Below are 19278 nucleotides of genomic sequence, written 5' to 3' on the forward strand. Positions count from 1 at the left end.
CCAGACCCTTGGCCGGCGGTCCGCCTGCCTCGCGTGTATAGGTCGCGGCCACATCGCGGATCACCGTGTCCGCCTCGCCGGCCGCGGCGCCGCTGGTCGCATAGATGTAGGCCGCTGGAGTGTTATGCAGAGTCCGGTCACACCAGGTCGGCGGCCAGTTGTCCGGGTTCTTCAGAAGCATGGTGGGGCCGCATCCGGTGGCCGCAGCCAGCCAAGCCGTGCACAGAAGGCACCCCCACGACGGGTCCTGAAAGACGCGACCGCGGTTCATTTAGAGACTCCAGCCGTGAATAGGAGGCCCATACCCGGACCCCTGCTCACCCAGTTCGCCCGGGCAGCGACGTTCAGTTGTAACAAACACCGTGGCCAGGCGGAAGTCAGCCGGACCGAAGGCCTGAAAGGTGAGATCGGGCGTGATCGCCGAGGCTACCGCCCTCGTCAAGGGAGTCCGCGGGTGGTTGGCTGCCGACCGCTCCTGCCCTACCGCCTTCAATTTGCCGCACCCAAGCGGGTTCCGGACGCCTCAAGCCGGAGAAGCTGCGACGATCGAAGATCACGCCTACCCAGGGATAACTCAACTCCGGCCGGCAACGACCGATATTACTCTCCAGGAGTTTGGATTATCGGATGCACAGGACATGCAGACCGGCACGGAATAGCGGATTTTGAACATGAGTTCGCGGACACCGATACCGATAATCCATGGGCTTCGCGGGGCGCAAACCGAAATTGCGCCTGCGTCTGACGCGCAAGTCAGGTCCGAGCCGGAGGCCCGGGCCGCCCAGGCGAAAGGGAACGGTGAACCGACGCCAGCTGTAGCCGTGAACCACGGGCGGGAGACCCGTAACACGGAACACGCCCGAGCCACGAAGGCCAGCCGCCCGCCTGGCAACGAGATGTGGCGGCGTTGGATCAGACATGCCCCGGCCGTTACCACATCAGGCGGCGGTGGTGGCGGCCGGGCGCTCCTTTTCTCGTACACATTCCCCCCTACCGGCGGGAGCGGTGTTCAGCGACCCGCGAAGCTCTGCAAGTACCTGGGCGAGTTCGGCTGGCAGGTCGAAGTGTTGGCTGCCGGGCATGATCGGTTTCCATGGCACGATCCCACCCTGAGCACGGACATACCGCGTCACTGCCGCGTTCACCGGGTCGTGGGCCACGAGCCCGCGTGCCTGGCGGCCAGGATGGTCTCGCCCCTCAGGAATCTGCCGGGGCTCGACGATCGGCGATGCCGCTGGGTCGAGGACCGATTGTACTGGCGACTTCTCGGCATGGCCGAGCGGATGGGACGGGGCAGCGGCGAATCCTGGTGGGTCGGGCCAGCGAGCCGGGCGGCCATTCAGCGGCACCGGGAACGCGGGTTCGACGCAATCATCTCGACGGGGCCGCCGACCTTCGTGCACCTTGCCGCCCTGAGGGTGGCCCAGGCCACAGGTCTGCCCTGGGTGGCCGACGTCCGCGACCCGCTGGTAAGCGATTTCGATCGCGGCCGCCCGGACGATGCCCAGCTCGACACGATGCGCCGACTCGAACAGACGGTCATGCATGAAGCGGCGGTTGTGGTGACGACCACCAAGGCTCTGGCCAACGACTTCCTGGAGCGCCACCCGGTTCGGCGGCCGGACAATACGCTGGCGATCACCAATGGTTTTGACCGCGAGGATCTGGCCTGCGCCCTCGGTGTTGACGGAGCGGAGCAGGAAAGCGCTGTTGTCTCAGGCACGCAAGACCCGGCCCACGCCTCCACGGACGCGTACCCGGATGCGTGCGTCCTGGCGGCGGTGGGAGCGTTCTACGGACGGCGAGAGCTGAGCGGGTTCGTGACTCCACTGGCCCAGGTACTGGAGAGGCGTCCCGAGTGGCGCGGGCGAGTGCGTCTGGTCGTAGCCGGCACGCTGGACAAGCAGCAGCGGCTGCTATGGGATCGGCATCGGCCGGACTGGCTGGAGATTGAGGGGTATCTGGATCACGCCTCGGCGATCCGACGGACGGCGAAGGCGGCCTGTTGCCTGTTCGTGGCCCCGGACTGCTACCACAGCCGGCACTGCATCCCGGCCAAACTGTTCGAACTGCTGGCGCTGCCGACCCACCTGCTCGGACTGGTGCCTTCGGGCAGTGAGACGGAAGCCATCGCGCGATGCGCGGGCGGCGCCACCACGGTTCCGTTCGAGCAGCCGCAGCAAGTGGGGGCCGCACTGGAGCGCATCATTAGCGCGTACCTCCGCGGGCAACTCGAGAACCAGCGAAACTGGCCGGTCCTGGACACCTATGACCGCAGAGTGGTCGCCGGGCGATTCGCCGAGGTCCTGGCCCGCGTTACCCGCTCAGCCGGTATCCAGAAAGACGAGTGAATGGCGAGACGGACCATCCAGCGGCTAACCTTCGTGACCGACGCGCCCGGCTTCGGCGGCGCCGAGCGGTACGTCGTGGCGATGGCCAACGCAGCCCAGCGCCGAGGCATCGAACCGCACATCTACTGGACACCCATTCCCGGCAGTGATCTCGCCGCATTCGATTCAGCGAAGGAGGCGGGCGTCGCGGTCACCTGCGTGCCCATTCCGCGCACGCGCGGCTGGGGCGGTGTGGTCTCCGAATTCCGGGCGATGCTCCCCCGACAGCGACCGGATGGACTGATCATCAACGCCTGCGGACGCCCGCGGTTCTGGATCCTGCCCTGCCTGGCGCGTCTGGCCGCCGCTCCCGCCGTGTGGGTGCACCAGATGGTCGACGGGCGTGATTACCGACGGCTGCCTCCCAGCAGGTTCCGGGGCACGATGGATGGCTTTCACTGGTGGCGTGTCCCTCAGGCCGTTCGACATCGACTCGCGGGGATGGCCGCGTCCTCGGTGGTCGTATTGAATGCCGAGGATGGTAGTCGAGTCGTGCGGCAGCAGGGAATCGATCACACCAAGATCCGGATCGTTCCCCACGGCGTCGATCTCGAGCGGTTCACGTTCCGGGCCGAAGGTCGCGAGCGGCTTCGACGAGCGTGGCAGATCGGCTCTGGCGGGGGCCCCGCCCCTTTCCTGCTGGGCACGGCCGTCAGGCTGGTCACCGGCAAAGGGGTGGAACCGCTGATCGAAGCCACGGCCCTCCTCTCCCGCCGGGGCATTGCCATCCGGCTGGTGGTCGCGGGCGACGGCGAGGATCGAGGGAGCATGGTTCAGCTCGCCGAGCGGCGTGGCATCAGCGACCGCGTCACATTCGCCGGATTCGTGGCCGACATGCCCGCCTTTCACAGCGCCCTGGATGGCTTCGCCCTGTGCAGCGTGACGGAGTCTTTTGGACTATCGCTGGCGGAAGCGATGGCCTGCGAGCGGCCGGTGATTGGCACGCCGACGGCCGGAGCGACGCGGCAGATCGAGGACCGCCGGACCGGGCGGCTGCTGAGGACGTTCGAGCCGGCCGAGCTGGCGGACGCGATTGCGGACCTGGCGGAGGACCCGGTCGGCTGCGCGACCATGGGCCGTGCCGGGCGGGACAGTGTCCGCCGGCAGTTCAGCATCGACCTGACGCTGGAGCGTACGCTGCGTGCCCTGCGTGGCCCCGCCCGGGAGCGATCCTCGCTTCGCTGGCCGGGAATGGGAGAGTCTCTCTTCGAGGCCATGACCTCGGAGGATGGACCCGTCAACGGGTCGATTATCGGAACCACGGTCCTTCGGCCGAGGTGTCAGACTCCCGTCCGATAGCTTGAGTCGTCCCCCGCAAACTCCGATAAAACAGCCGTGAGAATCATGGTGCTCCGCAATGAGCCACCGTGGCCGCTGTGTCACGGCGGAAGACTCCATACCTACGAGCTGTGCCGAAGGCTGGCTCGCCGCCACGACGTGCTCGTGGTGGCCGAACACCCCGGCGAGGGTGACGTTCCCCCCCTGCCTTTCGCATGCCGAGCGGCCCGTGCTCACCGGTTGTTTGACGACGATCCCGGCTTGGCGGAAGAGGGTATCCGCCTCAGTCGATCGGAGCGGTTCTTCGGCATTGAGGCGTCGTATGTCCGTGACGTGAGCCGCCTGGCCCGCGAGTGGCGGGCGGAGGTGGTCATCGGCATGAGCTACCAGGCACTCTCCTGCCTGTCGCGCATCCGCGGGGTCCCGACGATCGCGGACCTGCAGGACGACGAAGTGTTACACCTTCTCCGTGAGTGTCTCCATGGTCGCACGACCGGCCGGTGGACGAATCTCAAGGGCCTGCTGAGTACGCTGTTCTATCAGCGGGCACACCTTGCCGGAATCACCGCCGTCACCATGCTCTCGGAGGGCGATCGCCGGTTCTGTCGCTGGTACACGGGGCATCCACGAATCGTGTGTATTCCACATGGAGTCGACTGCGAGCGATATGCTCCGCGCGATGCGCCGGTGGACGAGAACCTGATCGCCTTCTGGGGCGGACTGACTTTCGATCCGAACATCAACGCCATTCTGTTCTTCGCCGACCGGGTCTGGCCGATCGTCCGCCGGCACCGTCCACAGGCCCGCTGGTCGATCATCGGCTGGGGCGACTCGCCGCACCTGACCAGGATTCGACAGATGCCGGGGGTCGAGTTCCGTGGATTCGTCGAGGATTTGCGGCCGGAGATCGCCCGGGCGGCGGTGGCGATCGTTCCCATGCTGACCGGTACGGGCATCAAGAACAAGATCATGGAAGCCTGGGCGATGGGCAAGCCGGTGCTGTGCACGCGGCGGGCGCTGGGCAACCTGCCGGGTACCCATGGCGAGAACGTCTGGCTGGCCGATTCACCGCGCGACCTAGCCGACGGACTAATCGAGCTGCTGGACATGCCCGCTCTGCGTTTGAAGATCGGTCGATCCGCGCGGGCGACGGCCATCGAACACTGTTCCTGGGACCAGGCCGCCCGCCAACTCGAGCAGCTTTGCGATGACTTGGCCCATCCTGTGGCCGACCGGCGGTTCGGCGGCAGACTAGACCGGGCGTACCCCCAGGCAGCGGAGTGTCCGTCAGCATGATCGTCCACACCGATTGCCGGCATTTCGATGGCTACAAGCCGTGCGCGCCGCACAAGCGGTCCGGGGCCCATTGTGAGAACTGCGCCAGTTACGACTCGACAAGTGAGAGCATTCTGATCCTCAAGCTGGGCGCTGCCGGCGAGGTGATTCGCTGCACGCCGATTCTCCGTTATCTCCGACGCAACCACCCGAGCGCCCGGCTGGTCTGGATGACCGAGTTCCCCGATCTGATTCCCGACGGCTGGGTTGACAGGGTCATTCGGCCCACGTGGCAGAACGCGGAGTGGATTCGCGCCCAACGGTGGAGCCTGGTGCTGAGTCTGGACAAGGACCCGTTCACCTGTGCCATGACCCGGCAACTCGCGGCAGATCGAGTCAAGGGATTCAGCCTGGACGACCGCGGCCGAATCGTCGCGGCCGACCGGGACGCCGCCCACAAATGGCACACCGGGCTGTTCGATGACTTCATGAAAGCGAACACCCGCCATTATGTCCAGGAAATCTTCGAGCTGTGCGGCTGGGGCTACGATGGGGAGACCTATGTCCTGCCTGATCCCGAGGCAGGCGAAGCCATCGAGATTCCTGGGGAAGGGCCGGTCATCGGCTTGAACACCGGAGCTGGAGCGGCCTGGCCCACGCGGATCTGGCCGGAAGAGAACTTCGCCCTGCTGACTGGCGAACTGAAGCGGCTGGGGCTGCGACCGCTGTTCCTGGGCGGCCCGGACGAACACCATAAGAACCTGCGTTTGGCCGGAGCCACCGGGGCCGCTTACGCCGGGACACGACCGCTTCGTCAGTTCCTCGGCCTGGTCGAGACCTGCGATGTCGTGGTCACGGCGGTCACCATGGCCCTGCACATGGCCATCGGCCTGGGCAAGCGAATCGTGCTTTTCAACAACGTGTTCAACCGGCACGAATTCCATCTTTACGGTCGCGGTCGGATCCTCGAGCCGGCGCTGGGCTGCCTGGCGTGCTACAAGAGCCGGTTCGACAGGGGTTGTCCGGTGACCAACTGCATGGAACGAATTGCGGTAGGGTGCGTGGTCGCAGCCGTCGTGGAACAAGTCCGCCAGCTTGATCCCGTCGTGCGAACGACGAAGGTGACGGAAGGAGGCGCCGTCCATGCCGCTTCGTAGCATCGCGTTTCTGTTGAGCTTCATCGGCAGCAGCACGGCCGCGTTCGTGGTTCCTGTGCTGGGCGTGCTGTTCTACGTGGCCCTGTATCACCTCTATCCGGAGAGTGCCTGGTGGGGCAAGCCGCTGCGCCCGCTTGGGATTCGTTATTCGTTTGTCTGCGGCTTGTGCCTGCTGATCGGGACCGCGCTGAACCTGAACCGGCTACGGTTTGGCCAGCGCTTCTTCCATCCGGTGGAATGGCTGTTGCTCGCCCTCTTCGGGTGCATGTTCCTGTCCGCGGCGATCCTGCCGGAATGGAACGCCCGCACGGAAGAGCACATGGACAAGATGAGCAAGGTGTTCTTGTTCACCTTCCTCATGTCCCACGTGCTTGTTTCCCGGAACCAGCTCTGGCAGTTCGCGGTGCTGCTGACCGCGGTCTCGCTTTACCTCGGCCACGAGGCCAAGACCGCCCCGCCGGGAGCCTTTACCGGCAGCCGACTGGACGGTATCGGCGGGCCGGACTTCCAGGAATCGGCCGGGCTGGCGATTCACTTGTTCGCCCTGCTGCCGTTCGTCGCGGTCGTTTTCAAAGCACGGAAGCTCTGGCTGAAGGGGCTCGCCTTCCTGGCGGCCTGCTACAGCATGAACGCGATTCTTCTGTGCCGGGCCCGGTCGGCGTTTCTGGCGGCCATCGTTGGCGGCCTCATGGCCCTCTGGTACATCCCCCGACGGCACCGCCGATGGGTGGTGGTCGTCCTCCTCCTGGGTACGGCCGGCGGCATCATCTTGAGCGACAACTGGTTCTGGGAGCGCATGGTCACGATCTTCAGTTCCGCCGAGGAACGCGACGCGTCGGCGGCCTCGCGTCTGATCATCTGGCAAGGTGCTCTGAAGATGGTCCGCGAGTATCCGTGGGGCGTGGGTGTGGGCCGATTCCGCGACATGATCGGGCGATACATCGACGACCCGAGTTTTGCCTACCGCGACGCCCATAACAGCTTCGTCATCTGTGCCACCGAAATCGGGGTGCCGGGACTCCTGGCCTACACGGCCGTTCTGACCGCGTCATGGATCACTCTCTCCCGGCTGGCACAGCGGGTACCCCGGACGGTAGTGAATGGCGATCTGTTCGAGATGCTGATCTTCGCCAATCGGCTGGCCTTGATCGTCTACGTCGTATCCGGGTTCTTCGTCAGTCGATTCTACGTCGAAGGTTTCTGGTGGTTCGTGGCCCTCCCTGTCTGCCTGCAGCGTGCAGTGGAGAACGAAATCAGGGTGGAGCGCGAGGAGGCTTTTGTCCTCCAGGCGAGATTGAACATGGAGATGAACCCGGCGCCGGGGTGGCTCATGCCTCCCCATGTACCAGCGCCGGCACGATGAGGTCCCCAATGCCACATCCCGCTCAATATCAAAGGGACCCGCACCTGGTGCGGCGAGTCAACCAGCTCTACCACGAGCTGACCCGGGACTCGTTCGACACCGAGCATGAACAGCGATTCGCCGTTGAGCGACCTTTCTGGGAGCTGGTCGGCGACGTCGCCCTGAGAAACCGTTTGCCGCGCGCCCCGACGGGGACCGCGCCGCTCGAGGCTCGCCTTGTGATCGACCTCTGCTGCGGAACAGGTTTCGTCACCGAGACGCTGGGGCGGAAGATGAGCGGCCGCGACCGCATCATGGCAATGGACGTCAGCGAAGCGCCCTTGAACACCACGGCCCGCAAATGGAGCCAGCATTCCGCGGCACGGGTGGATCGTCCCCGGTTGACCCGCGTCGCTACTGACGCCCAACGACTGCCGCTGGCCGACAACTGCGCCGACCTCGTCGCCATCAACGCCTCGCTGCATCACGTGCCTTCTCCCCGGATCGTGCTGGGCGAGGTGGACCGCATCCTGCGCCCCGGGGGCTTCTTTGCCCTCGGTTTCGAGCCCAATCAAGCTTTCTTCAGTTCGCGGCCGCTGCGCGGCTTCTCCACGGGCTTGAGCCGCGTGAGCTGGTACCTGAGCCCCGGGCAGAACCGCCGGCGACTGATTCAGCTGACCGACCGCTGGGGACTGCAAGGGAAGGGCGTTTCCCACCGAACCCGCCTGCGTCCCGGTGAGCCGCCGGAAGGGGACGTCCTCGCCGAACTCATGAATGAACGGCTGCTGAACGAGGGATTGATTGTCGGTCCCGTGTCGCCCGCCGGCCTGCTCGACCTCGTGGATTGTCACGCCCGCGGCGGTGACGAAGGTGGCGGATTCCAGCCGCTGGGGCTGATTCGTCACTCTCTGCCCGACTACTTCGCCTACCTGTTCGAGTCCTCCGACTACCTCGGCGAAACGGGACGCCGTTGGCCGCGGGTTCGCCAGCTGGTGGACTCCACCCTGCGAATGATCGCTCCCGAGCACGGTTCCCTGTTCAGCTGGCTGTTGCGGAAACCCTCTCCGGACGGAGGCCACGGTGCATGAAGGCCCAGCCCGCCACGTTCGGCGCCCAGCCCCATCGCCACCCCCGTGTTCCGACCGAAGCGCGGCCGGCACGGGTTCTCCACGTGGTGGCGGACCTGACCGGCGGGGGGATGGAATGGTCCTTGCTCCGTTTGCTGGGCGGACTGAGCAGGCAGTCGCACCGCAAAGGCCTCGAGACGTGGGGGCTGCACGGCGTCTGCGTCCTTCGTGATGGGGAGGAGAGGATGCTCGACCAATGCCGCGGCCTGGCCAGCACCTGGGTCCTGGGCAGTCAAAACCTCGGAGACGAGACCGGCCGCCGCGGTCTCTGGGCAAGACTGGCCAAGATCATCGACCTCTTCGGTGCCGACGTGGTCCATGCCCGAGCGACGGGAACGTGGTTTGACGCCGCGGCGGCACTGCCGCGAGGACGAGGACCGAAACTGATCCTCAGCTTCCACGGTTTCACTGACCTCGCACCACTCTCCTGGCGAAGGCGATTCAGCCATGCCTGGGCGACGCGCCGGGCCCACGCCCTCCTGACCGTGTCGAGAGATTCCGCCCGAATGCTGCACCACAGCTGGGGAGTCCCCGCGGGCAAGATTCACACGATCTCCAACGGTGTGGACACCGATCTGTTCCGGCCGTTCAAGGACGCGGCGGAGCGGGCCGCGATCCGGGACCGGCTGGGGCTCTCCGAACAAGGCCCGGTCGTCATATGCCTGGCGAACCTCGTCAAGATCAAGCGGATCGACGCTCTCATGTCCATCTGGCCGACGATTATCGCGACACATCCGGCGGCTCATCTTGTTCTGATCGGTGAAGGGCCGCTGCGTTCCGAACTGACGGGGCTTGCGTGTCGCCTGGGCTGCACGGCCAGTGTCTCCTTTCTCGGCACACGACATGATGTGCACGAACTGCTGAGGGCGGGTGATCTCCTGGTCGTGCCCAGCTGCTACGAGGCCAGCTCGAACGCCGTGCTTGAGGGTATGGCCACCGGCCTGCCGATGGTGGCCTTCAACGTCGGCGGCCTGGGCGAGCAGATCATTCCCGGCGAGACCGGCTGGCTCGTTCCCCCGGACAGCCCCGGCGACTTGGCGACCGCCATCATTGAGGCTCTGAGTGACACCCGCACATGCAAGCAGTACGGACGGGCGGCGCGCCGGGCGGCCGTCGACCATCACGGTCTGCGCGTCTGGCTGAATCGCTACGAATCGCTCTACACCGACCTGGCCGCCGGACGAAGCCTGATCGCAATTCGAGGGGAGGAGGCGCCGTCGTGTGCGGGATAGCAGGCATGGTACACTTCGACGGGCTGCCACCCGAACGGCACGATATCGGGGCGCGGATGGCCGGCACCCTGCGTCACCGCGGCCCCGACGACCGCGGACTCTTCTGCGACGGCTTCGTCAGCCTGGGCCATTCGCGTCTGAGCATCATCGATCTGGAAAACGGCCGCCAGCCGCTGCCCAACGAGGACGGCACTGTCTGGGTGGTGTTCAACGGCGAGATCTACAACTACCGGCCGCTTTCCGGCATGCTCCAGTCTCGCGGACACGAGTTCAAGACCCGCAGCGACACCGAGGTTCTCGTGCACCTCTACGAGGATTTCGGCGAGTCCTTCGTCGAGCACCTCCATGGAATGTTCGCGATTGCCCTGTGGGACATCCGCCAACGGAAACTGGTCCTGGCTCGCGACCGTCTGGGCATCAAGCCGCTCTACTGGTATACCGACGGCGAGCGAGTCGCATTCGGATCGGAACTCAAGGCGGTGCTGGCTGACGGCGACGTGCCGCGAGACATTGACCCCGCCGCGATGATCGATTTCCTGGCGCTCGGTCATGTGCCGGCGCCTCGAACGGTCTTCAAGGGCATTCGCAAGTTGGAGCCGGGGCACATGGCGGTGTGCCGCACCTCGGGCGTCGCCTTGCGCCGTTGGTGGGATATCCCCTTCGGCGAGGAACCTCCGGAGCCAGCCACGGCCGAAGAGAGCCGGCGGTGGACCGATCAGTTCGCGGATCTGCTGGAGGACGCGGTCCGAATGCGCCTCGTCGCCGATGTGTCGGTCGGTGCATTCCTGAGCGGGGGCGTCGACTCGGCATCGGTGACTGCGGCCATGTGCCGCCAAGCCGGCGGCACGGTCCTGACGCACACGGTCGGATTCGACGAAGGCGACCATGACGAGCGGGCATGCGCCTGCCAGGTGGCGCAAGCGTTGGGCACCGATCACCGCGAGGTCATGGTGCGACCCGACGGGGTGTGGGCCGCCGAGACGCTGGTCCGCCATTTTGACGAACCGTTCGCCGACCCTTCGGCGGTAGCGACGCTCTACCTCTCGAGGATCGCCCGGGAACGAGTCAAAGTTGCCCTGGCCGGGGACGGCGGGGACGAACTGCTGGCCGGCTACCGGCGTTATCGCTTCGACATGGCCGAGTCCGCTTTGCGGGCTCGGACTCCGGCGTGGCTACGACGTTCAGCCGCGAGATATGCGGGATGGCTGTATCCCCAGGCCGACTGGCTGCCCCGCCCCTTGCGGGCCAGACGGACCTTGCAGAACCTCGCGGGCGATGACGCCACCGCCCACTTGCGAAGCGTGGCCCTGATGGGCGGCATCCTGCCGGAGCTGGTGCTCCGGCCGGAAGTCCGCAGTCTGGCAAACGACCACGATCCCTTTCTTCGGGGACGAGAGCTGTTTCACCGGTGTCCGGCGAAACGGCTGCTCAACCGTTTCCTCTACGTCGATCTGAAGACCTTCATGGCAGACGAGATTCTGACCAAGGTTGACCGGACGAGCATGGCCGTCGGACTCGAGGTCCGCGCTCCGCTGCTCGACTACCGGCTGGTGGAACTGGCGGCGAGACTGCCGATCAGCCTGAAGCTGGCTGGCGGTCGCGGGAAGGTGATTCTCCGCGACACCTGTTCCCGCTGGCTGGGCAACGCTGTTGCCGACCGGCCCAAGCACGGTTTCGACGTCCCGACGGACAAGTGGTTCCGAGGCCCGTTGCGCGCCATGGCCCACGACTTGCTCACTGGGTCTGACAGCCGCTCTCGCGAGTGGCTCGAGGCCAAGGCCGTCAACCGCCTGCTCCGCAACCACGATCGTGGCATCCGAGCGAACGGAAGAGCCTTGTGGACCGTTCTCAACCTGGAGCTGTGGGCCAGAGCGTACGCTTGAGAGGAGGCGAAAGTAGAGAGCTGAGCAGGGCCATTCCAGATCCTTGAACCACCGAATAGACATCTGGCGGCTCTGTTTCGTAGTTCTGCGAATCGATGGTTCCCATGCGCTTCTTGACGACGACAATGTGCTATCCGACACCGGCCGACCCCGACCAGGGCATCTTCGTCCAGCGACGAGCGCTGGCCCTGGCCCGATGTGCGGGAGTCGATGTGCGGGTTGTCGCGCCTCAACTGTGGTGCCCCGGCCTGCGAGCCAGCCGCTCGTTCCCCGACCAGGCAGGTCCGCTGCCGGTGGCATACCCTCGGATGATCAGCGTACCGGGGCTCAGTTGGGTCTGCGATGGTCTGGCCTACGCACGAGCCTTGGAGCGAGCCATCGTCGTCGAGCGGCAGCGAAGCGGGCACGACTTCGATCTGATCGACGCCCACTTCGAGTATCCCGACGGTGTGGGTGCCTGGCTCGCCGGCCGACGCTTGGGACTCCCTGTCGCGGTCACCGTCAGAGGCAAAATCGTCTCCTTGTCACGCAGGGCGATCCGGCGAATGCAGATCGGGGCCATGCTCCGGGGTGTTGACGCGCTCATCGCGGTCAGCGCGAGCCTGGCCGCCTGGATACACAAGATCGGCGGATCGGATCTCTCGGTGAATATCATCCCCAACGGGATCGACGAGGCGATCTTTCATCCCATGAACCAAGCGGACGCCAAGTCAAGGCTGGGATGGGACGCAAGGGTACGATACGTACTGGCCGTCGGCCATCTGCAGCGTGTGAAAGGCTTCGATCTGCTCGTCGAAGTCCTGCCCGGCGTGCGGAGGGCCATGGGAGACGTTCGACTTGTCCTGGCGGGCAGCCGTCGCGGCGAACCGCGATTCCGAGCCCGGCTGGAAAGAGCCATCACCCGCATCAACGCGTCCCAGGGTGGCGCCCCCTCCATTCAGTTTACCGGCCCGGTGTCCGGCACGCAGTTGAACCTGATGTACAACGCGGCCGACCTGTTCGTTACTGCCTCGCGGAGCGAAGGCTGGAGCAACGCGATCAGCGAGGCCCTGGCCGCCGGTACGCCGGTCGTTGCGACTGATGTTGGCGGCAATCGCGAGCAGATCTGCTCAGAAGAGATGGGAACTCTGGTATCGGGCGGCGATCTGAACGCGCTCCGGAAGGCGATGGTCAACGCCCTGTCCAAGGAGTGGAACCGGGCGGTCATCGCGGCCCATGGCAGGCGCCGGACCCATGATCGCGTCGCCGAGGAAGTTCTGGCGGTATTCAAGCGGATCCTCGCGAGCCCTTCGTCATCCACGGCCGCTGCCGGCCGGGACGTGGAGACAGCTCCTCCGCCTGGCCGCGGGGCATCCACCGTGGAGGTGCCCGCATGAACCCATGGCTGGCAGGCCACCTCTTCTGGCCGCTTACCGAGCGGTTGGTCGGGCGAGACACGATGCGACGCTTCGACGATCTGTGCCGGAGCGAAGGATGGTCAACCGAGCGGCGCCGCGATCTGCAGGCTCGGAAGCTGCGGCGAATCCTCCGCTCAGCAGCCCAGCACTGCCCGTTCTACGCCCGACGGTTCCGCGACGCCGGCCTGAATCCGGCTGACCCCCACCTCGGACCCGACGACCTTCGCTGCCTGCCCGTGCTGACCCGAGCGGAAATCCGGGAGCACCTTGAGGAAATGACCTGGTCAGGTTGTCCAGGCAGACCGCTGCTCTACCACACCGGAGGATCGAGCGGAGAACCACTCCAATTCCACGCCGACCGCTTCCGCAACGCCGCCGACGCCGCCGCCCGGCTCCGAGCTCGATCCTGGTGGGGAGTCGCACCGGGCGACCGCGAAATCCTCCTCTGGGGAGCTCCCACCGAGCTGAAAACCAATGACCGGGTCCGCCGTGGCCGCGATGCCCTGCTCAATCAATCCATCCTCAATGCGTTTGACATGACGGCCGAGACGATGAGCGCCTATCTCACGACCATTCGTGACCGCCGGCCGGTCTGCATCTACGGCTACGCAAGCAGTCTCGCTCTGCTCGCCCGGCACGCTCAGAGAAGCGGCCAACCGCTGATCTCGTCAGGGCTCGCCAGACCTCGAGCCATCTTCGCGACCGGCGAAGTGCTGCTCGACCAGGATCGGCAAGCCATCGAATCGGTCTTCGGCGCCCCCGTGGCCGTCGAATACGGCAGCCGGGACGGCGGCTTCACCGCGATGAGTTGCCGGGCCGGCCATCTGCACGCCGCCGACGAGAACCTGATCGTGGAACTGCTCGACGACCATGGGCAGCCGGTCGCCGCCGGAGAGGCAGGCAGAATCACCCTCACCCACCTCGAAGCCCTGGCCATGCCGCTGATTCGTTACGCGATCGGTGATCTGGCCCGCCGACCGCCGAAAACCGCCCTGCCCTGCCGGTGCGGGCGGAACCTCACCTCTCTGGCGGAAATCCGCGGCCGGCTCACGGACCAGATCGTCTGCCGCGAACACGGGCAAATCAAGCACATGCACGCCTTGTCTCTGATCTATGTGCTTCGCGAGGTCGAGGGACTCGCTCAGTTCCGCGTGCTCCAGCCATCGATCGACCGACTCGAGATCGAGGTCGTGGCCGACCATCGGTTCACGTCCCTGGTGGAGCGGAACGTTGAACAGGGCCTCCGCCGTCGGATGGGCGAAGGCGTTACCATCATCATTCAACGCCGAGATCGGATCCCGCCCAATGCCTCCGGCAAACACGCCTGTGTCATCTCGCACGTGCAATAAGCCGGGCTCGCTCCTGTCCCTCATTCCGTGGTACAATCGCGGTCGCCATGAACAGACTCCTCTCGCCGACAGCGGGCCCGTTGATCCTCTTGCTCTTTCTGGCCTTCCTGCCCGGTTGCCAGACGAACCCGCCGCGGAAGTCCCCCGCACCCGACTGGTTTGACGTCACCCTATCGGACGACTTCGAGTTCGACGCGCCCAGTTCGGCCTGGAGATTCCGCACACCATCGCTGTGGAGAATCGCCTACGAAGGGGAACGCCGTTTTCTACAGATGGCAATTCCGCCGGAAGGAGTTCGGCCGGTAGCTGCGATCCGCCCCTGGGAATATGCGGTCTACGGCAGGTATGAGTTTCGCTCGTTTAGTCTCTCCTGCCGGGTGCGAATCGACCGTGAGGTCACCGCCGAAGGCCGCGACGTCTGCGTCCTTTTTGGCCGCCAGGACCCCGGCCACTACTACTACCTGGACTTGTCGGCAGATTCCGGCGATTTTCGTAACACTCTGGTGCGGGTGGACGGCCCAACCCGGAAAGCGCTGCTTTCGACCACTCCGGCCCGTCCGCCGACGATCACCGACCGCGCCTGGCACCGCGTCGACATTCTTCGCGATGTGGACTCGGGCACAATCAAGGTCTATGTGGACGCCGACCCTAACTCTGCCCCCCTGAAACCGGCCTTGGAGGGCCAGGACCGCAGCTACCCCTGGGGGACGATCGCCCTGGGCTCCTTCGGGCACCACGCCAGCTTCGCCCGTCTGGCAATCGAAGGTCAGGCCCGCGAGCCGCGAGCCCCGGGCGTTTCCGTCCCCTGAAGTTGCCAGCCGGGCATTCGGGCGCCATAATAAGCTGCCGGAACTCCCGTTCACCTCGGTTCCACGACGCGCTGCGCTGACGACATGTGGAAAGGTGGTGCAGGGCATGACCAGAGTACTGATCGTCGATGACGAGGAGATGTACCGCAAGTACCTATCCCAGATCCTCGAGATCGAGGGTTGTACGGTCAAGACGGCCGCGACCGGCTCGGCCGCTCGCGAGATCGCCCGAGATTTTGCACCCGACGTCCTGATCATTGACTGGCTTCTGGCCGAGGATCGCCGGGGAACCGAGATCGCTCAGGAGCTTCAGAGCATGCATCCCGGCATGCGCACGATCATGATCACCGGCTACAGCGCGGACGAGATCAGCAAGTCCGGCATCACCTCGCCGGTTTTCAGGCTGGTGGAGAAGCCCTTCCGGCTGGAGACGATCGTTTCCGCGGTCAATGATGCCCTGGCCGCCTGTTGAATTTCCCGCCCCATAGGTTACGCTTCCGGCATTGGCCCGGGCACGCCGCCCGGGGTGTCATCTCGACCGAAAGAAGGGCCATGACGGTGAAGCACATTCAGACCCCAGGACGTTCCACGGCCATCACCGGCCTGGATGCGATCTTCCAACCACAATCCATCGCCGTGCTCGGCGTCACCAACACGCCGGGCACAGTCCCCCACGACATCTTCGTGAACCTCCTGTCCGCGAAGTTCCAGGGAGTGGTATACCCGGTCGCGCCGCGCAAGAGACATATTGCGGGGGTTCGAGCTTACGACTACGTCCTCGACATCCCCGACCCGGTCGACCTGGCCATCCTGGTCTTTCCCGGGGCAGTCTGCGAACAAGCTCTGAAACAGTGCATCGAGAAAGGCATCAAGGCGGCGATCATCATCTCCGCCGGTTTTCGAGAGATCGGCCCGACCGGCCTGGAGCGTGAGAAGCGAGTCCGGGCCATCGCCTCCGAGGCGGGGATGCGACTCATCGGCCCCAACTGCCTGGGCGTCATCAACACCGAGCCCCACGTCCTGCTGAACGCCAGCTTCGCTCGGGCGATGCCCGCGGCCGGCAACATCGGCTTTCTCTCTCAGAGCGGGGCCCTGTGCACCGCGGTGCTGGACTACGCTCAGGGCAAGGGCATCGGCTTCTCGAAATTCGTCAGCCTGGGCAACAAGGCCGATGTCGACGAGGTGGACATGCTGGCGTACCTGGCCGCCGATCCGCAGACCTCAGTGATCCTCATGTACCTCGAATCGATGAGCCGGGGTAAGGAACTCATCGAGGTCGCCCGCCGAGTCTCCAGTGAAGGCGATCAGCCCAAGCCAATTCTGGCCATCAAGGGGGGGCGCACGGCGGCCGGAGCCGCCGCCGCCCAGTCGCACACCGGGGCTTTGGCCGCCTCCGACGTGGTCTGCAGCGCGGTCTTCGAGCAGGCCGGCATCATCCGCTCCAGCTCGCTCGAAGAGCTTTTCAACAGCGCCCAGCTCCTGGCCTATCAACCCCTGCCTCGCGGTAAGCGCCTGGCCATCGTGACCAACGCCGGCGGCCCAGGCGTCATGGCCACCGACGCGGCCATCGAACAGGGCCTCGAAATGGCCCGCTTCTCGCCCGAAACCGCCGTCAGGCTGAAGAAGGCCCTTCCCGCCGCGGCCAACATGAAGAACCCGATCGATGTCATCGGCGACGCCCGCGACGATCGCTACGTCGCGGCCATGGAAGCCGTCTTCACCGACGAAGGCGTCGACCAGGTGCTGGTGATTCTCACCCCGCAGTCCATGACCAACATTACCGCGATCGCCAAGGCGGTCTGCGAAGTGCACGATCGATTCCGTTCCAGCGGCAAGACGCTGGCCTGCTCGTTCATGGGTGCCAAGGACGTCGCCCAGGGTATCCACATCCTCCAGCAGCACCTCATCCCGCACTACATCCTTCCCGAGTGGGCGACCGATGCGATGATCAAGGCTGTTCACTTCCGCCAGTGGCTCAATCGAGATCGTACCGGCTTCAAGGAATACAGGATGGACATGGCCACGGCCGATGCCGTCATCACCAAGGCCCCGGACGGCTATCTGACCGAGGCGGATGCGCTGAAGGTCCTCAAAGCCTATGGCTTCCCGCTGGTCGACTACAAGCTGACCCAGACCGCGGACGAGGCCGTGGCCGTGGCCGAGAAGATCGGCTACCCAGTCGTGCTCCGGGTCGTATCCCCCAAGATTGTCCACAAGTTCGAGATGAAGGGTGTCGTTCTCGATCTCCAGGATGCCAAGCAGGTCCGCGAGGCTTACATCCGGATGCGGGAGCACCTGCTCAAGCACGTGTCCGCCGAGGACATCCAGGGCATTCTGGTTCGGCAGATGATACCAGCCGGCAAGGAGGTGATTCTCGGCATTAGCCGCGATCCGGTCTTCGGGCACGTCATCATGTTCGGCCTCGGTGGGATCTACGTCGAGGCCTTCAAAGACGTCACTTTCCGCGTGGTGCCTATCCGTGAGGCCACGGCCAGAAGCATGGTCAACGGCCTGCGGGCGTCGGGTGTGCTCCGGGGGCTGCGAGGCGAGAAGCCCAGCGATGTGGGGGCCATTGAGGACGCCCTCAAGCGGCTCTCGCAACTGGCCCAGGACTTCCCGCGCATTGCCGAGCTGGACATCAACCCGCTGATCGTCCACCCGGCCGGCCAAGGCTGCCACGTGGCGGATGTACGCATCAGGCTGCAATCGTAGTCAACCCCTTGGGAGAGCAACGCATGTCACAGAAAGAGATTCTGGATCGCATCAAGGCCGTGACCGCACGGGTCCTGGGAGTCGATGCCGGAACGATCAACGAGAGCTCGAACTTCATCTTCGATCTGGGGGCCGAGTCCTCCCAGAGCATCGAACTCGTCGCCGCCTTCGAGGAGGAGTTCGGCATCGAGATGGAGGAGGACGCCGCCCTGGCCGTCCAGACGGTCGGGGATGCGGCCACGTTCATCGCCAAGTATCTGTGACTGTACCTCGGCCGGGGCTTTCGCTACACTTCGTGGCCGATCGCATCGGGCACCTGCGCTGAAGTGGCGTCGCGGCTGCCCGGCAATGCAGACCGGCACGACCGAAGCGGCCGCGAGGTGCACCATGCTTGAGGAAGTCCGTTACTACCGTTTGCTTCCCTGGCAGGTCGTCGCTGCCCGTGAGGCGTGCCCGGTCGCCTACGTCCCCCTGGGCACGACCGAGTGGCACGGCCCGCACATGCCGCTGGGCGCGGACACGGTGATGGCCGAGTGCCTGGCGGCGCGATGTGCCCGCGAAGGCGGCGGGTTGGTCCTGCCTTCGCTGGCCTGGGGCGAGAGCCGACTCGAAGGGCTCATGGACGCCCACGCCCCCGACTACACGGCAATCCACGCGGAAATGAAGCTCCCCTCGGCCGGATTCACCGCCGCTGCGTTCCGCTATGGCCTGCAGGAACAGTACGAGAACTACCAGCGGCTCCTCCTGCACATGCTGTGCGAGATCCAGAGCCTGGGCTTCAACGTGGTGGTGCTCGTCGCCGGCCACTACCCGCTGATCGATCACGCCCGGGCGGCCCTCGGCATCTTCCACCAGATGCGGTTCAACGGGATCCGAGCTCGCATGATCGGCTGGACCTTCACCGGCCCGGAACTGATCCCCGAGGAAATCCCCCACGGCGGCGACCACGCCGGTTTCTGGGAAACCAGTATGATGCTGGGTATTTGCCCGGAAGTCGTGGACATGAGTCGACTCCCGCCCGGCAAAGAGAAGCCCACCGGCACACTGACCACCCGCCCGATCCAGGAAGCCGACGCCCAGTTCGGCAAGAGAGCGGTGGATCTGATCGTCCAACGAGCCATCGCCGCTATTCGTGACCGGCTCGACAACCCCAAGGCATACTACGCACACGGCCTGCGGGTTTGAGGCTGGCATCGCTCGCCGGACGGTGGCAGTCGCGAAGCCGAGGATTCCTCCCCACCATCCCGCGCCGGCACCCTGCTGGACGTGGCTGGCACGAAACCTGCCCCCTGCGTCAACCCGCGCAGCCCGGCGGCGGCGCCCGATC

At 65.4% G+C, this 19278-nt stretch carries 16 protein-coding genes; 15 read left to right on the forward strand and 1 reads right to left on the reverse strand.

Annotated features, from left to right (window positions below; translation table 11 throughout):
- On the reverse strand, positions 1-271 hold a 271-nt coding region (locus tag KA354_10525; GenBank protein ID MBP7935069.1), incomplete at its 3' end, for a hypothetical protein.
- 550 nt (positions 272-821) lie between these two features.
- Between KA354_10525 and KA354_10530 the strand changes: the two genes are divergently transcribed.
- The 15 genes from KA354_10530 to KA354_10600 all read left to right on the forward strand — a co-directional run bounded on the left by KA354_10530 (position 822) and on the right by KA354_10600 (position 19136).
- Entirely contained in the window at positions 822-2351 is a 1530-nt protein-coding gene (locus tag KA354_10530; protein ID MBP7935070.1) for a hypothetical protein, read from the forward strand.
- A complete protein-coding gene (locus KA354_10535) occupies positions 2352-3689 on the forward strand; it encodes a glycosyltransferase family 4 protein (protein ID MBP7935071.1) in 1338 nt (445 codons plus the stop codon). It begins immediately after the preceding gene.
- 36 nt (positions 3690-3725) lie between these two features.
- Complete coding sequence (locus tag KA354_10540) at positions 3726-4964, forward strand: glycosyltransferase (protein MBP7935072.1); 1239 nt, start codon at positions 3726-3728, stop codon at positions 4962-4964.
- Positions 4961-6100: a glycosyltransferase family 9 protein gene (locus KA354_10545; GenBank protein MBP7935073.1), complete on the forward strand. Its 1140-nt coding sequence runs from the start codon at positions 4961-4963 to the stop codon at positions 6098-6100. Before KA354_10540 ends, KA354_10545 begins: the two co-directional genes overlap by 4 nt.
- Positions 6087-7463, forward strand: a complete 1377-nt coding sequence (locus KA354_10550; GenBank protein ID MBP7935074.1) for an O-antigen ligase family protein — start codon at positions 6087-6089, stop codon at positions 7461-7463. The genes KA354_10545 and KA354_10550 overlap by 14 nt, the downstream gene beginning before the upstream one ends.
- Before the next feature lie 47 nt (positions 7464-7510).
- Positions 7511-8530, forward strand: coding sequence for a class I SAM-dependent methyltransferase (locus tag KA354_10555; GenBank protein MBP7935075.1), 1020 nt, complete (start codon positions 7511-7513; stop codon positions 8528-8530).
- On the forward strand, positions 8527-9801 hold the full coding sequence (locus KA354_10560) for a glycosyltransferase (protein ID MBP7935076.1): 1275 nt from the start codon (positions 8527-8529) through the stop codon (positions 9799-9801). The genes KA354_10555 and KA354_10560 overlap by 4 nt, the downstream gene beginning before the upstream one ends.
- A gap of 5 nt (positions 9802-9806) precedes the next feature.
- Positions 9807-11684, forward strand: a complete 1878-nt coding sequence (gene asnB / locus KA354_10565) for an asparagine synthase (glutamine-hydrolyzing) (GenBank protein MBP7935077.1) — start codon at positions 9807-9809, stop codon at positions 11682-11684.
- A 104-nt stretch (positions 11685-11788) separates the two neighbouring features.
- Complete coding sequence (locus KA354_10570; protein MBP7935078.1) at positions 11789-13060, forward strand: glycosyltransferase; 1272 nt, start codon at positions 11789-11791, stop codon at positions 13058-13060.
- On the forward strand, positions 13057-14430 hold the full coding sequence (locus KA354_10575; protein MBP7935079.1) for a phenylacetate--CoA ligase family protein: 1374 nt from the start codon (positions 13057-13059) through the stop codon (positions 14428-14430). The genes KA354_10570 and KA354_10575 overlap by 4 nt, the downstream gene beginning before the upstream one ends.
- A gap of 47 nt (positions 14431-14477) precedes the next feature.
- Positions 14478-15239, forward strand: coding sequence for a hypothetical protein (locus tag KA354_10580; GenBank protein ID MBP7935080.1), 762 nt, complete (start codon positions 14478-14480; stop codon positions 15237-15239).
- Positions 15240-15345: 106 nt separating this feature from the next.
- Positions 15346-15711, forward strand: a complete 366-nt coding sequence (locus KA354_10585; protein MBP7935081.1) for a response regulator — start codon at positions 15346-15348, stop codon at positions 15709-15711.
- Between the two features lie 80 nt (positions 15712-15791).
- Complete coding sequence (locus KA354_10590) at positions 15792-17951, forward strand: acetate--CoA ligase family protein (GenBank protein ID MBP7935082.1); 2160 nt, start codon at positions 15792-15794, stop codon at positions 17949-17951.
- A gap of 23 nt (positions 17952-17974) precedes the next feature.
- On the forward strand, positions 17975-18214 hold the full coding sequence (locus KA354_10595; protein ID MBP7935083.1) for an acyl carrier protein: 240 nt from the start codon (positions 17975-17977) through the stop codon (positions 18212-18214).
- 124 nt (positions 18215-18338) lie between these two features.
- The gene (locus KA354_10600; GenBank protein MBP7935084.1) at positions 18339-19136 is read left to right on the forward strand and encodes a creatininase family protein; all 798 of its coding nucleotides are present in this window, start codon (positions 18339-18341) and stop codon (positions 19134-19136) included.
- The last annotated feature ends 142 nt before the right edge of the window (positions 19137-19278 follow it).

It is taken from the genome of Phycisphaerae bacterium, assembly GCA_018003015.1.
Lineage (GTDB): Bacteria > Planctomycetota > Phycisphaerae > UBA1845 > PWPN01 > JAGNEZ01.